The following is a 14,334-nucleotide window of genomic DNA, read 5'->3' on the forward strand; positions in this document are numbered from 1 at the left end:
CCTGATTCTAGACTACGACTGGAAGGAGATTGGAAATGGCAAAAATTACTGTAAATACATCGGGCAATGGCACCGTGATTAGCGCCTATACCAGTGGTGCAGGCGGGCCGTACCCAACATACTCAATAACGGTGAAACCCGATGACAACAGTGGAGACCTGAGCGTAAGCACTCCGGGCGATCCCCGCCTGAAAGTTGGTGACAAGGTCAGCTTTACCATTAGCGACGGCGCTGCTGGCAGACTTCTGGGAAATGTGACAAAGATATAAAAAAAGTAACCCTGATAAAAAATTCTGTTTACCGCTTCAATAAGGTTGGCTTCGCAGCCTAAAACAACGCCGTGACTTGCTCTTCAACGACAAAAGATCGCAGTCTTCGGCAGCCCCTACATGGGATAGGCGTCCACTCTGCCGAAAGCTGCGATCTTCTGATCTTCAGGCGGGCATGCTGCGCAAGCGTCTGCCGATGACATCGAGCACATCACAGCCATCGCGCAATGGGATGGCGCACAGCAGGGCGAAGTCGCTGAGGATCACGGAGTCGCATTCGATCGAGCCGCGCATGCACATGTTTTCCAGGACCTGGACCACGGCGCGGATGCGGTGGTTGGCAGCGTCCATGAGGATATCGAGAGGCACATGGGTGTCGACGAACAGGCTGGGCATGTCGCTGCAATTGCCGGTGAGGGCCATGAAGCGGTTGTCGGGGTGAGGCGTGATTTTTTCGTAGGGTGGATCAGTATGCATATTGGTCATTTTCCGGGTCCCATGATTGATAAACGTGAGCCGCCATCACACCTTCCTACGGGTTAGGGTGGCAGCTGTGCGCAGGAGTAGGAACCGAGCAATCATGGACCTCGGCCACGCCGAAGCGTGCCCCACGCACAGCCGCCGCGAACGATCTTACGGACTTGAACCAAGTGCCGCAAAAAGCCAACGAACTGTAACGTCATGAATGCGGGGATCCTTCACCCTGCCACCGCTCTCGCGGCGACAACGAAAAGACTATCCCTGCAACTCACCACGCACCAGTTCATGAAAACCGCCGTGATTCGAAGGAAACGTCCGAAGCGTTTGCCCCGAAATTTCACTCTGCCTCTGCCAGCAAAAACTCCAGAAGCGCCGATCGTGACGAATCTTCCGACATCGATAATTTGAAAAACTGCCCGACCTTGCAGCGCAGGACCGCCTCGGGAAACGCCTCGAACACCGCCGGTTGCTCCTCGCTCAGCCATTGCAAAGCATTGGCGATGCGTACGCTTGCATCAGTCTGCGCCAACAACGATTGCGGCACGCTCCACCACGGGAAGACCCGCCCCGAAACCAGGGCGCGGCCCCCGATTTCAATGGCTTGGCCATTGATCAAGGCTCGTGAAACGACTGGCAGCCATTGCTCGGGAATGACCTCGTCAGACTGCAAAAGAGGCAGCAGAAACCGACCATCCCAAAAGCGGAAAAATACCGCTTTACCGTCCGGCATCAGCACTTGAGTCAGGCTGCGGAAATGCTCGACCAGCACTTCCAGGTCCGCCGAAGACACCGCCAACCACCCCCAGTCCCGCGATTCGGTTTCCGCCACCCAACGTAAAAACTCACTGTCTGCAGCGACAATTCCCACATAGGGCATCACCGCGTCCCACTCGGCATAAATGGTCTCGGCCCAGACTGGATTCGCTGTGCCCTGCCAAGCTTTGAATGCATTTGCGTCGCTGGCGCGGCTGAAAATGGCGAACAGTTGCTCCGACGCATGCAGCGGCTGCCGTGCCAGCCATTGTTCGGGTGTCAATTCCTCACGCTGCACAAACACCATCCTTACAACGCTCACACTCTTCGCAGAAAGGCGCATCACCTTTGAGACTCATGATCTGTGCAGCTGTGAGAATCGCCGCCGGCGCAGCGGCCAGTTTCTCCGGCAATCCCGGCACCACCGGTTCAGCGCTGGTCGCCGCCATCGGCGCGCCGCCCACAACAATTGGCACGCTGCTGAAAATTCCGCCGGGACCAATGTTGATCCACTGTCCCCCGGCCTGAATCGTCGCGCTCGCGCCGCCATCAATGACCACTTGCTGGCCTGCGCTGATATGGATCTGCGCCGAGGCGCTGGTGGCCTGGCTGTTCACCCGAACCTGCTGATCGCCGAGCACGGACAAATGATCATCCTGCCTGACTTCGGTCTGGCGCTGGCCGTGGGTGATGCGTTGCTCGTCGGCCTTCAGTTCATGGCGGGCAGTCCCTGTAACCACCACACTGCGCTGATTATCAACCTGCAACTGCTGATCGTTGAGCACATGCTGTGTCCAGTTGCGCTGGGCACGCAGGTAGATTTCCTCGGCACCTTTTTTGTCTTCGATGCGCAGTTCGTTATAACCGCCACCGCCAGGGCTGCTCTGGCTGCGGAAGATACTGCGGGTCTTGTCTGCCGGCAGATCCAGCGGCACCGGGGTCGCCGCATTCGGCAGGCAACCCATGACCAGCGGCTTGTCGGCATCGCCATCAATGAAGCCGACCAGCACTTCCATGCCGACGCGCGGAATCAACACGCTGCCGTAGTGATCGTGAGCCCAACCGGTCGCGACGCGCAGCCAGCAACTGGAGTGCTCGTTGAGTTCGCCATCGCGATCCCAGGCCAGTTGCACTTTGACCCGGCCATATTCATCACAATGGATCTCCAGATCTTTCGGTCCGGTGACCACGGCGGGTTGATAACCGAAAATGCGCGGTTTTTCCAGGCACAGTGCCGGACGAAAGACCACGTCCCACGGCGTGGCAACGAAAGTATTGCGATAACCCTGAAAGGATTCGCCATCGCTGGTCACCGACTCCTCCAGTACCTGCGGCTGGCGGCCGCGATGCTCGATACAGGTGAGTAACCACAGATCATTCCAGTCGCTGCGCGGATGCTCGGTGAGTTGCAGGAAATGCCCACAGACCAGTGAGGATTCGTCGCTGGTGCCTTCGGCTTGACGGTAATCGGCGACATGACGTTCAAGCGCGCGGCGCGTCAGGCCTTTGCCGGTTTCGCGATCATTGAATTGACCGGGAAAGTGATAGTCCTCCAGCACTGGACGCTGCTCGCCGTCACTGCGACTTTCCAGCGACAGGCGTGGTTTTTCGAAGTTGTAGTCGCGCCGGGTGACGACGCTGGTGCGGGTTTCCACGCGCACATTGAAACGCTGAATCGCCGGCGCGCCCGCCGACATGCCGCTGCCCGGCAGATACAGCGTCGGCTCGGGCAGCTTGGGGAACACGGTCTGGTCGTCGCCGAATACCAGCAAATGGCCTTCGGGGCTGTGTTGAAAGTGGTAATGAATGCCGACTTCGGCACACAGACGCTGGATGAAGGCCAGATCGCTTTCGGCGTATTGCACGCAGTATTCGCGCTCCGGGTATTCGCTGCCCAGGCGAAATTCAAAGGCATCGCGCAGGATCGAATGGTCCTTGAGAATCTGCGTGACAATTTGCGGCACGTTCTGATGCTGAAAAATCCGCTGGTTGATGCGATGCCCCAGATACGTCAGACGCGGGACAAGGCTGAGGTGATAGCGTGTCAGACGTTTCCCGGAATCGCCCTGCCCGACCTGATAAATCTGACCATGAATACCGCAACCCTGAGCATCGAAACTCAGAAACGCCTGACCATGCAGCAGGCTTTCCAGATCCAGGTCCGGCCGCTCGCTGACCAGTTCCAGTTCGAAGCGAAAGGGTTGGCTGATGGCTTCCCTGCCTGTGAACTCAAGGACCTTGAGGTCATGCTGGGCGCCTTCGAGGGTCAACGTGAAACGCGGTTGATTGGCAGGCGCGAACATCCGATGTCTCTCTGCAGTGTGAGGGCGGGCGATTCTGCATGAGGGGCAAGGGGTGATGAGCAGGTGACGGGAAATTCAGATTTGCCCTACGTGGTTTGCTGAAAGGACCTTGTTAATTCGGCCGTTCGACTACAGACAATTCAATCAAACCTGCCACCCACCCTGTGGGAGCGAGCCTGCTCGCGAAAGCGGCATGTCAGTCGATACATTCATTGAATGATCAATCGCATTCGCGAGCAGGCTCGCTCCCACAATGGATTTCCACAGGATTCGAGAAATCACAGGCCATAAAAAACGGCCCGCCTCCGGTAGGAAACGAGCCGTTTTCATGTGAGCCGAAGCTCAGTCCATCACTTGTTCAAATGGAAATCTTTTTCCGCTGCCTCGAAGCGCTCAACCATGCCGCGAGTCGGTTCACCCGCCTTGCTGACAAAGTAGATGGCCAGGCTGGCGAAGATGAAGCCAGGAATGATTTCGTACAGACCCAGCAGTTCGAAATGCTTCCAGACCACCACGGTGATCGCGCCGACCAGAATGCCGGCCAGGGCGCCGTTGCGGGTCATGTCTTTCCAGACGACCGAGATCAGCACCACCGGACCGAACGCAGCACCGAAACCGGCCCAGGCGTAGGACACCAGACCCAGTACGCGGTTTTCCGGGTTGGCAGCCATCGCGATGGCAATCAAGGCTACCAGCAGCACCATGGCACGACCGACCCAGACCAGCTCAAGCTGGGAGGCGGACTTGCGCAGAAAGGTCTTGTAGAAGTCTTCGGTCAGGGCGCTTGAGCACACCAGCAACTGGCAGCTCAGGGTGCTCATTACCGCAGCCAGAATGGCCGACAGCAGCACACCGGCAACCCATGGGTTGAAGAGGATTTTCGCCAGTTCGATGAACACGCGCTCCGGGTTCTCGGTGACCGGACCGGCCACTTCCGGGTGCGCCGAGAAGTAAGCGATACCGAAGAAGCCCACCGCCACGGTGCCGCCCAGGCAGAGGATCATCCAGGCCATGGAAATGCGACGCGCCTTGGCGATCGACTTCACCGAATCCGCCGCCATGAAACGCGCGAGGATGTGCGGCTGGCCGAAGTAGCCCAGACCCCAACCCATCAGCGAGATGATGCCGATGAAGGTGGTGCCTTTGAGCATGTCGAAGTTGCTCGGATCCTGCGCTTCGATGGCCAGGAACGTGGTATCGACGCCGCCGGTGGCCAGCAGGACGATGATCGGCGTAAGGATCAGCGCGAAGATCATCAGGGTCGCTTGTACGGTGTCGGTCCAGCTCACCGCGAGAAAACCGCCGACGAAGGTGTAAGCAATGGTCGCCGCAGCACCGGCCCACAGCGCCGTCTCGTAGGACATGCCAAAGGTGCTTTCGAACAGACGCGCACCGGCGACGATGCCGGAGGCGCAGTAGATGGTGAAGAACACCAGAATCACCACCGCCGAGATAATCCGCAGCAAGCCGCTTTTATCTTCGAAACGGCTGGAGAAGTAGTCCGGCAGAGTCAGTGCATCGCCGTTGTGCTCGGTCTGCACCCGCAGACGGCCGGCGACGAACAGCCAGTTCAGGTAGGCACCGACGATCAGGCCGATGGCGATCCAGCTTTCGGACAGACCGGACATGTAGATGGCGCCCGGCAGGCCCATCAGCAACCAGCCGCTCATGTCGGAGGCACCGGCAGACAGCGCGGTGACGACGCTGCCGAGGCTGCGACCGCCGAGAATATAGTCGGAAAGGTTATTCGTGGAGCGATAGGCCATGAAGCCGATCAGCACCATTGCTGCGATGTAGATCACGAACGTGATCAGGGTTGGATTGCTTACGCTCATTGAGTTACGCCCTGGCTTTGTTTTTATGTAGCGGCGGTAGTGAACCGCTCGCAAACGACGACGTTTGGCAGACGATCCGGGATCCCGCGCATTTAAGACTGATGTTTCCCCAGGAAAGCCATCAGCCGGTACACCGGGTTATTCCCGGTTGCACCTTGGCGGCGAATGCTATGCAACAAAGCAAATAAGGTGCAACCAGTTTCGCGAGAATTAGTTGCACCCAGTCGGATTAATCGACGATCACCCCGTTTTTGCTCCCTTTTGTGGCAGTCACGCCTCTTTGCTAGAAGTAAAAGCACCAAGCAGGAGCAGCACTTTCGTACCAGAAATTATTTCCTGACGAGCTGCGTATTATTCCGGCAAAAAAAGGGTTGCACCCGGTTGCACCTCATTCAGCGCACGGCTAATCTTGCGGCCAGCTGATGCCACGCAACTGTGGCAACCATGAGGATAAAAATATGGCTACCACCACCCTTGGGGTCAAACTCGATGACCCGACCCGCGAGCGCCTGAAGGCTGCCGCAACCTCGATTGATCGCACGCCGCACTGGCTGATCAAGCAGGCAATTTTCAATTACCTGGAAAAACTCGAGGGTGGTGCAACCCTGACCGAGTTGAACGGTTTGACCGCCAAAGACGCCGATGACGCGGGCGAAGTGCAGACCGATCACGCTCACCAATGCTTCCTCGAATTCGCTGAAAGCATCCTGCCGCAATCGGTGCTGCGCGCTTCCATCACCGCTGCTTACCGCCGTCCTGAGCCGGAAGTGGTGCCAATGCTGATCGAGCAGGCACGCCTGCCGGCACCTATGGCCGAAGCCACCAACAAGCTCGCGGCGACCATCGCGGAAAAACTGCGTAACCAGAAAAGTGCCGGCGGTCGCGCGGGCATTGTTCAGGGTCTGTTGCAGGAATTCTCCCTGTCGTCCCAGGAAGGCGTGGCGCTGATGTGCCTGGCCGAAGCGCTGCTGCGCATCCCGGACAAAGGCACCCGCGATGCGCTGATCCGCGACAAGATCAGCACCGGCAACTGGCATCCGCACCTGGGCAACAGCCCTTCGCTGTTCGTCAACGCTGCGACCTGGGGCCTGCTGCTGACTGGCAAACTGGTTTCCACTCACAACGAAGCCGGCCTGACCTCGTCGCTGAGCCGCATCATCGGCAAGAGCGGCGAGCCGATGATCCGCAAGGGCGTCGACATGGCCATGCGCCTGATGGGCGAGCAGTTCGTTACCGGCGAAACCATCGCCGAAGCACTGGCCAATGCGAGCAAGTTCGAAGCCAAAGGCTTCCGCTATTCCTACGACATGCTCGGTGAAGCGGCACTCACTGAAGTCGACGCGCAAAAATACCTGGCCTCGTACGAACAAGCGATCCACTCGATCGGCAAAGCGTCCCACGGTCGTGGAATTTATGAAGGCCCGGGCATCTCCATCAAGCTCTCGGCGCTGCACCCGCGCTACAGCCGTGCGCAGTACGAGCGCGTGATGGACGAGCTGTACCCGCGCCTGCTGTCGCTGACCCTGCTGGCCAAGCAATACGACATCGGCCTGAACATCGACGCCGAAGAAGCCGACCGCCTCGAGCTGTCGCTGGATCTGCTCGAACGTCTGTGCTTCGAGCCGCAACTGACTGGCTGGAACGGCATCGGTTTCGTCATCCAGGCTTACCAGAAGCGTTGCCCGTACGTGATCGACTACGTGATCGATCTGGCCCGCCGCAGCCGCCATCGCCTGATGATCCGCCTGGTAAAAGGCGCGTACTGGGACAGCGAAATCAAGCGCGCCCAGGTTGAAGGCCTGGAAGGCTATCCGGTCTACACCCGCAAGGTGTACACCGACGTTTCCTACATTGCTTGCGCACGCAAACTGCTGTCGGTACCGGAAGTCATCTACCCGCAATTCGCCACGCACAACGCCCACACCCTGTCGGCGATCTACCACATCGCCGGTCAGAACTATTACCCGGGCCAGTACGAATTCCAGTGCCTGCACGGCATGGGCGAACCGCTCTACGAGCAGGTTGTCGGCAAGGTTGCCGAAGGCAAGCTGAACCGTCCGTGCCGCGTGTACGCACCGGTCGGCACCCACGAAACCCTGCTGGCGTACCTCGTGCGTCGTCTGCTGGAAAACGGTGCCAACACTTCGTTCGTCAACCGTATCGCCGACCAGTCGATTTCGATTCAGGAACTGGTGGCCGATCCGGTGGCGCAGATCGAGCAGATGGCCACCGTGGAAGGCGGTTTCGGCTTGCCGCACCCGCGCATTCCGCTGCCGCGTGATCTGTACGGCGCCGAGCGCGCCAACTCGAGCGGCATCGACATGGCCAACGAACATCGTCTGGCCTCGCTGTCCTGCGCCCTGCTCGCCACCGCGCACAACGACTGGAAAGCCGCGCCGATGCTCGGTTGCGCGTCCAGCAACGAAACGCCGGTCGCCGTGCTGAACCCGTCCGATCACCGCGATGTGGTCGGTCATGTTCAAGAAGCTACCGTTGAAGATGTCGACAGCGCCATTCAATGCGCGCTGAACGCCGCGCCGATCTGGCAGGCCACCCCGCCGGCCGAACGTGCGGCGATCCTGGAACGTGCCGCTGACCTGATGGAAGGCGAGATCCAGCCGCTGATGGGTCTGCTGGCTCGCGAAGCCGGCAAGACCTACGCCAACGCCATCGCCGAAGTCCGCGAAGCGGTCGACTTCCTGCGTTATTACGCAGTGCAGGCGCGCAACGATTTCAGCAATGACGCCCACCGCCCACTCGGCCCGGTGGTGTGCATCAGCCCGTGGAACTTCCCGCTGGCAATCTTCAGCGGCCAGGTCGCTGCGGCATTGGCCGCCGGTAACCCGGTACTGGCCAAACCGGCCGAGCAGACTCCGCTGGTAGCGGCTCAGGCTGTGCGCCTGATGCTCGAAGCCGGCATCCCGGAAGGCGTGCTGCAACTGCTGCCGGGTCGCGGTGAAACCGTCGGCGCCGGTCTGGTCGGTGACGAGCGCGTCAAAGGCGTGATGTTCACTGGTTCCACCGAAGTCGCGCGCTTGCTGCAACGCAACATCGCTGGCCGTCTCGACAGCCAGGGCCGTCCGATTCCGCTGATCGCCGAAACCGGTGGCCAGAACGCGATGATCGTCGATTCCTCGGCGTTGACTGAACAAGTCGTGATCGACGTAGTGTCGTCGGCCTTCGACAGCGCCGGTCAGCGCTGCTCGGCGTTGCGCGTGCTGTGCCTGCAGGAAGATTCCGCCGATCGCGTCATCGAAATGCTCAAAGGTGCCATGGCCGAAAGCCGTCTCGGCAACCCCGAGCGTCTGTCCGTGGACATCGGCCCGGTGATCGACGCCGAAGCCAAGGCGGGCATCGACAAGCACATCCAGGGCATGCGCGACAAAGGTCGCAATGTTTACCAGGTGGCGATTGCCGACAGCGAAGAGATCAAGCGCGGCACCTTCGTCATGCCGACCCTGATCGAGCTGGAAAGCTTCGACGAACTGCAACGCGAAATCTTCGGCCCGGTACTGCACGTGGTGCGCTACAAGCGCAAAGAGCTGGATCAACTGATCGGTCAGATCAACGCCTCCGGTTACGGCCTGACGCTGGGCGTGCACACGCGCATCGACGAGACCATCGCCAAGGTGATCGACAACGTCAACGCCGGTAACGTCTACGTCAACCGCAACATCGTCGGTGCCGTGGTCGGCGTGCAGCCATTCGGCGGCGAAGGCTTGTCGGGTACTGGCCCGAAAGCCGGCGGCCCGCTGTATCTGTACCGTTTGCTGTCGACGCGTCCTAGCGACGCCATCGAGCAATCCTTCGCTCGCGGTGACGCCATCGTCGCCCCGGACGTGCGCTTGCGCGATGCCATGAGCCAATCGTTGAACGCTCTGAAAGCCTGGGCCGACAACAACAAGTTCGCCGATCTGAGCACCCTGTGCGTGCAATACGCAGCACAGTCGCAGAGCGGCATCACCCGCGTGCTGGCTGGCCCGACCGGCGAGAAAAACAGCTACGCCATTCTGCCGCGCGAACACGTGCTGTGCCTGGCGGAAGTTGAAGGTGATCTGCTGACGCAACTGGCGGCGGTGCTGGCAGTGGGCGGTTCGGCGGTGTGGCCGGAAACCGAGCTGACCAAGGCGTTGTTCGCCCGTCTGCCGAAGGAAGTCCAGGCGCGGATCAAACGTGTTGCCGACTGGAACAAGGACGAAGTGGTGTTCGATGCCGTGCTGCATCACGGCCACTCCGACCAGTTGCGCGGCGTCTGCCAGCAGATCGCCCAGCGTGGCGGCGCGATCGTTGGCGTTCAGGGACTGTCCCAAGGCGAGACCAACATTGCCCTGGAGCGCCTGGTGATCGAGCGTGCATTGAGCGTGAACACCGCTGCGGCGGGGGGTAATGCCAGCTTGATGACCATCGGTTAAATCGCTGTAAATCCAGGCGACCGCAATGGTCGCATGGTACGCAATACTCTGTGGGAGCGAGCCTGCTCGCGAAGACGACGTTTCAGTCGACATCAATGTTGCCTGAACCACCGCTTTCGCGAGCAGGCTCGCTTCCACAGAAGATCAAAAGATCGCAGCCTTCGGCAGCTCCTACAGGGAAACGCATTCCAAATGTAGGAGCTGCCGAAGGCTGCGATCTTTTGCTTCTGCATCACTCTCATCAATCATCCTATCCAGCCTCTATTCCCCCGCCTTAGACTCGGCCCAACCCCAATTTCAGGTAGGCCGCCATGTCCGAGACGCTGCTCAGTTCCCGCAATCTGGCTTTCGAGCTGTATGAAGTCCTTGATGCCGAGGGCCTGACCCGGCGTGAGCGCTTTGCCGAGCACAACCGCGAAACCTTCGACGCCGCCATCGGCACCGCGCGCAACATCGCCGAGAAGTACTTTGCGCCGCACAACCGCAAGGGCGACGAGAACGAGCCGCGCTACGAGGATGGTAAGGCGATCCTGATTCCTGAAGTGAAACCGGCGGTGGATGCCTTCCTTGAGGCCGGATTCCTTAACGCAGCGCGAAGTTTCGACGCCGGCGGAATGCAATTGCCGACCCTGCTGTCGCAAGCCTGCTTCGCGCACTTTCAGTCCGCCAACGCAGCGTCGACGTCGTACCCGTTCCTGACCATGGGCGCGGCCAATCTGATCGAGAGCTTTGGCAGCGAAGAGCAGAAACAGCGCTTCCTGCAACCGATGATCGACGGACGTTTCTTCGGCACCATGGCCCTGACCGAGCCCCATGCCGGTTCATCGCTGTCGGACATTCGTACCCGCGCCGAGCCTGCGTCCGACGGCACCTATCGCCTGAAGGGCAACAAGATCTTCATTTCCGGCGGCGATCATCCGCTGTCGGAAAACATCGTACACATGGTGCTCGCCAAACTGCCGGACGCACCGCCGGGGGTGAAAGGTATTTCGCTGTTTATCGTGCCGAAGTTTCTGGTCAACGACGACGGCAGCCTCGGCCAGCGCAACGACGTGCTGCTCGCCGGTTTGTTCCACAAGATGGGCTGGCGCGGCACCACATCGACGGCGCTGAACTTCGGCGATAACGGTGAGTGCGTCGGCTATCTGGTGGGCAAACCGCACCATGGTTTGAGCTACATGTTCCAGATGATGAACGAAGCGCGAATCGGCGTCGGCATGGGCGCGGTGATGCTCGGCTATGCCGGTTACCTGTATTCACTGGAATATGCGCGTGAGCGGCCGCAGGGCCGGGTGCCGGACAGCAAGGATCCGACCACTGCGCCGGTGGCGATCATTCAGCACGCGGACGTCAGACGCATGCTGCTGACGCAGAAATCCTACGTCGAAGGTGCGTTTGACCTCGGCCTGTACGCCGCGCGGTTGTTCGATGACACCACCACGCTGGAAACCGAAGCCGAACGCAAACAGGCTCATGAACTGTTGGACTTGCTGACACCGATCGTCAAATCCTGGCCTTCGGAGTTTTGCCTGAAGGCCAACGAACTGGCGATCCAGATTCTTGGCGGCCACGGCTACACCCGTGAGTACCCGGTGGAGCAGTACTATCGCGACAACCGCTTGAATCCGATCCACGAAGGCACCCACGGCATCCAGTCGCTGGATTTGCTCGGGCGCAAACTGGCGCAGAACGGTGGCGCCGGTCTCAAGCAGCTGATTCGATTGATCGCCAACACGGCCGAACGTGCCACTGAATACGATTCGTTGACCACCCTGCGCGAACCGCTGGAAAAACTCGTTGCCCGCCTGCAAACCGTGACCATCGGCCTGCTCACCGATCTGGCCCAAGGCAAGGTCAACAGCAGCCTGGCGAACTCGGCGCTGTACCTGAAAGTGTTCGGCCACGCAGTGATCGGCTGGCGCTGGCTGGAGCAGGCGATCCGCGCCGAGGAAGGCCTGGCCAAAGGAAATGCGGCGGATGTCGACTTCTATAAGGGCAAGTTGCAGGCGGCGCGGTATTTCCTGACATGGGAAGTGCCGGGTTGCCAGCATGAGCTGGACTTGCTGGAGGCGCGGGATGATACGTGTCTGGGGATGCTGGAGGAGTGGTTCTGATCTGCAAGTTGTTTTGCGACTGAAACCATTCGCGAGCAGGCTCGCTCCCACAGGACAGGTGGTGTTCACAGGATGCGTGAACATGCCGAATCCAATGTGGGAGCGAGCCTGCTCGCGAAGGCGTCAGCCCAGGCGATACAGCTTCAACTCAACTTGAACCCACCCATCTGCCGCGCCAGATCATCCGCCAGCCGCTGCAACATCTGACAATCCTCACGACACGCACGAACCTCCCCCGCCGTCGCCCGTGCCAGATCGGAAATCCCCTGCACGTTGCGGTTGATCTCTTCAGTCACCGCGGACTGCTCTTCGGTTGCCGTCGCTACCTGATGGTTCATATCGCTGATGCGCTCGACCTGACCGGTGATCGCCGTCAGTGACGCGCCGGTACGCTGGCTCGATTCAACCCCGGTCCCGGTTGCAGCCTGACCGGTGCGCATCGATGACACGGCGTTTTCCGCGCCTTGCTTGAGGCTGCCGATCATCAATTGAATTTCGTCGGTCGAGGCCTGGGTCCTGCGCGCGAGGGTGCGCACTTCATCGGCGACCACCGCGAAGCCACGGCCCATATCGCCGGCGCGGGCAGCTTCGATGGCGGCGTTGAGTGCCAGCAGATTGGTCTGTTCGGAAACGCCACGAATCACCGCCAGCACCGAATCGATCGACGCCACTTGCTGCGCCAGCTCACCCACCGCCCCTGCCGCCACGCCGATCTCATCGGACATGCTTTCGATATGACGGATCGAGCCACCGACCACTTCCCGTGCCTGCAACGCCTCATCGCGCGCGGTTTGCGAGGCAAGCGCGGCGTTGCCAGCGTTCTGCGCGATTTCCTGCACGGTCAGGCCCATTTCGTGGACGGCGGTGGCAACCATGTCGGTCATTTCCTGCTGCCGGCCCGAACGCTCGGCGGTGTTGTCCACCACCTTCGCCACTTGCCCCACGGCCGTGCGCAGGCGCTCGCTGGTGGTCAGCACTTCGCCGATCATCGCGCGCTGGCTGTCGAGGAAACGATTGAAGCCGCGCGCCAGGTCACCCAGCTCATCGGCACGGCTGGAATCTAACCGGTGGGTCAAATCTCCACCACCGCTACCGATGGCCACCAGCGCCCGTGTTACTTGTCGAATCGGTCGCACCAGCCCCTGCGCCAGCCACACCACCAACGCCAGGCAGACCAGCGCCACCACCAGACCGATGCCGCCGCTCATCCACATCGCTTTCCGTGCTTCGGCGTAGATCTGCGACTGCGGCACTTCGGCCACCAGGGTCCAGCCGAGATCGCGCAGCGGCAGGCTGAAGGCGAGGAAGTCTTCACCGTCGCGCTGGAAGCTGCTGTTGACCGCGTCCTTGTGCCCCATCAGCGCTTGCGCCGCGTTGGCACCGATCTGCTCGGTCAAGGTGCGTTTGCCGCTGAACTGCGCCTCAGGATGGACCTGAATCAGACCGTCGGAGCGCACGAGATAGACCTTGCCGCGCTCGCCGAAATTGAAGTTGTGAATCAGCTCCGACAGCTCTTTCATGCTCAGCCCAAGCCCGGCGACACCGACAACTTTGCCGGCCTGCTCGACCTTCAGATCGATGAACAGGGCCAGCTCGCCAGTGGCGCCGTCGTTGTCGATATTGAGGGTGCGCGGCTGATTGCTGTCGAGAAAGGAATAGAACCAGGCGTCGGCCGGTTTCGCGCGACTGAGGGTGCGATCGAGGCCTTTTTCGGTGATGTAATGATTGGATTCGGTGCCGATGATCAACGCGGTAAAGGCTTTGTGTTCAGCGCGGATGCCTTCCAGATATTGCGCGAAAAGCGCGGTTTTGCGGCTGTCTTCGCCGGATGCCAGCCAGTCACGCACCATGGTGTTGCTGGCGATGTCCTTGGCGGCGGTGAGTGGCTGGACGAGGATGCGTTCGATATCGTTGCGCGTCGCTTCAATGCTCGACGGCAGCGCCTGTTCGACCAGATAGCTCTGGGCGAGGCGGTTGACCACCAGGGTATAAATGCCAACCACAATCACGATGCTGATCAGCAGGGCCGCGCCCATGCCGAGAATCAACTGCCACTGAATACTGCGTCGCCACCACTGCATGGAGCACCCCCAAGGAATAAGTGGCCGAAACACTGCAACGGCCGTGCCGATTGTATACAAACCAACCGACAATCTATTCCCTGGTTG

The 14,334-nt window shown here is 60.1% G+C and carries 8 protein-coding genes and 1 pseudogene; 3 read left to right on the plus strand and 6 right to left on the minus strand.

From position 1 onward, the window contains the following. Positions 1-35 precede the first annotated feature (35 nt). Positions 36-269 (plus strand): S1 domain-containing protein, encoded by a 234-nt coding sequence (locus tag ACV8MC_RS04380; RefSeq protein WP_150638083.1) that lies wholly within the window; start codon positions 36-38, stop codon positions 267-269. 165 nt (positions 270-434) lie between these two features. On the opposite strand, the gene ACV8MC_RS04385 is transcribed toward ACV8MC_RS04380, so the two are convergent. The 4 genes from ACV8MC_RS04385 to putP all read right to left on the minus strand — a co-directional run bounded on the left by ACV8MC_RS04385 (position 435) and on the right by putP (position 5,640). After that, entirely contained in the window at positions 435-755 is a 321-nt protein-coding gene (locus tag ACV8MC_RS04385) for a hypothetical protein (RefSeq protein WP_073471633.1), read from the minus strand. Between the two features lie 331 nt (positions 756-1,086). Further along, the gene (locus ACV8MC_RS04390) at positions 1,087-1,800 is read right to left on the minus strand and encodes a DUF4123 domain-containing protein (protein WP_457264580.1); all 714 of its coding nucleotides are present in this window, start codon (positions 1,798-1,800) and stop codon (positions 1,087-1,089) included. Further along, the gene (gene tssI, locus ACV8MC_RS04395; RefSeq protein ID WP_457264582.1) at positions 1,790-3,805 is read right to left on the minus strand and encodes a type VI secretion system tip protein TssI/VgrG; all 2,016 of its coding nucleotides are present in this window, start codon (positions 3,803-3,805) and stop codon (positions 1,790-1,792) included. Before tssI ends, ACV8MC_RS04390 begins: the two co-directional genes overlap by 11 nt. 350 nt (positions 3,806-4,155) lie before the next feature. Continuing rightward, positions 4,156-5,640 carry a sodium/proline symporter PutP gene (putP, locus tag ACV8MC_RS04400; protein ID WP_150638076.1) on the minus strand — a complete coding sequence of 495 codons (1,485 nt, stop codon included), beginning with the start codon at positions 5,638-5,640 and terminating at the stop codon, positions 4,156-4,158. 458 nt (positions 5,641-6,098) lie between these two features. Here putP and putA point away from each other — a divergent pair, with 458 nt between their 5' ends. Together putA and ACV8MC_RS04410 are read left to right on the plus strand one after the other, a co-directional pair. Beyond that, positions 6,099-10,052: a trifunctional transcriptional regulator/proline dehydrogenase/L-glutamate gamma-semialdehyde dehydrogenase gene (gene putA / locus ACV8MC_RS04405; RefSeq protein WP_457264584.1), complete on the plus strand. Its 3,954-nt coding sequence runs from the start codon at positions 6,099-6,101 to the stop codon at positions 10,050-10,052. A 311-nt stretch (positions 10,053-10,363) separates the two neighbouring features. After that, positions 10,364-12,166, plus strand: a complete 1,803-nt coding sequence (locus ACV8MC_RS04410) for an acyl-CoA dehydrogenase (protein ID WP_457264586.1) — start codon at positions 10,364-10,366, stop codon at positions 12,164-12,166. 143 nt (positions 12,167-12,309) lie between these two features. Here the strand turns inward: ACV8MC_RS04410 and ACV8MC_RS04415 are convergent, their stop codons facing one another. Then, the gene (locus tag ACV8MC_RS04415) at positions 12,310-13,155 is read right to left on the minus strand and encodes a methyl-accepting chemotaxis protein (RefSeq protein ID WP_408005097.1); all 846 of its coding nucleotides are present in this window, start codon (positions 13,153-13,155) and stop codon (positions 12,310-12,312) included. Positions 13,156-13,224: 69 nt separating this feature from the next. Next, positions 13,225-14,247: pseudogene (locus ACV8MC_RS04420) on the minus strand (cache domain-containing protein); the annotation flags it as partial. Positions 14,248-14,334 lie beyond the last annotated feature (87 nt).

Source organism: Pseudomonas sp. PK-RTE-24 (genome assembly GCF_054052265.1).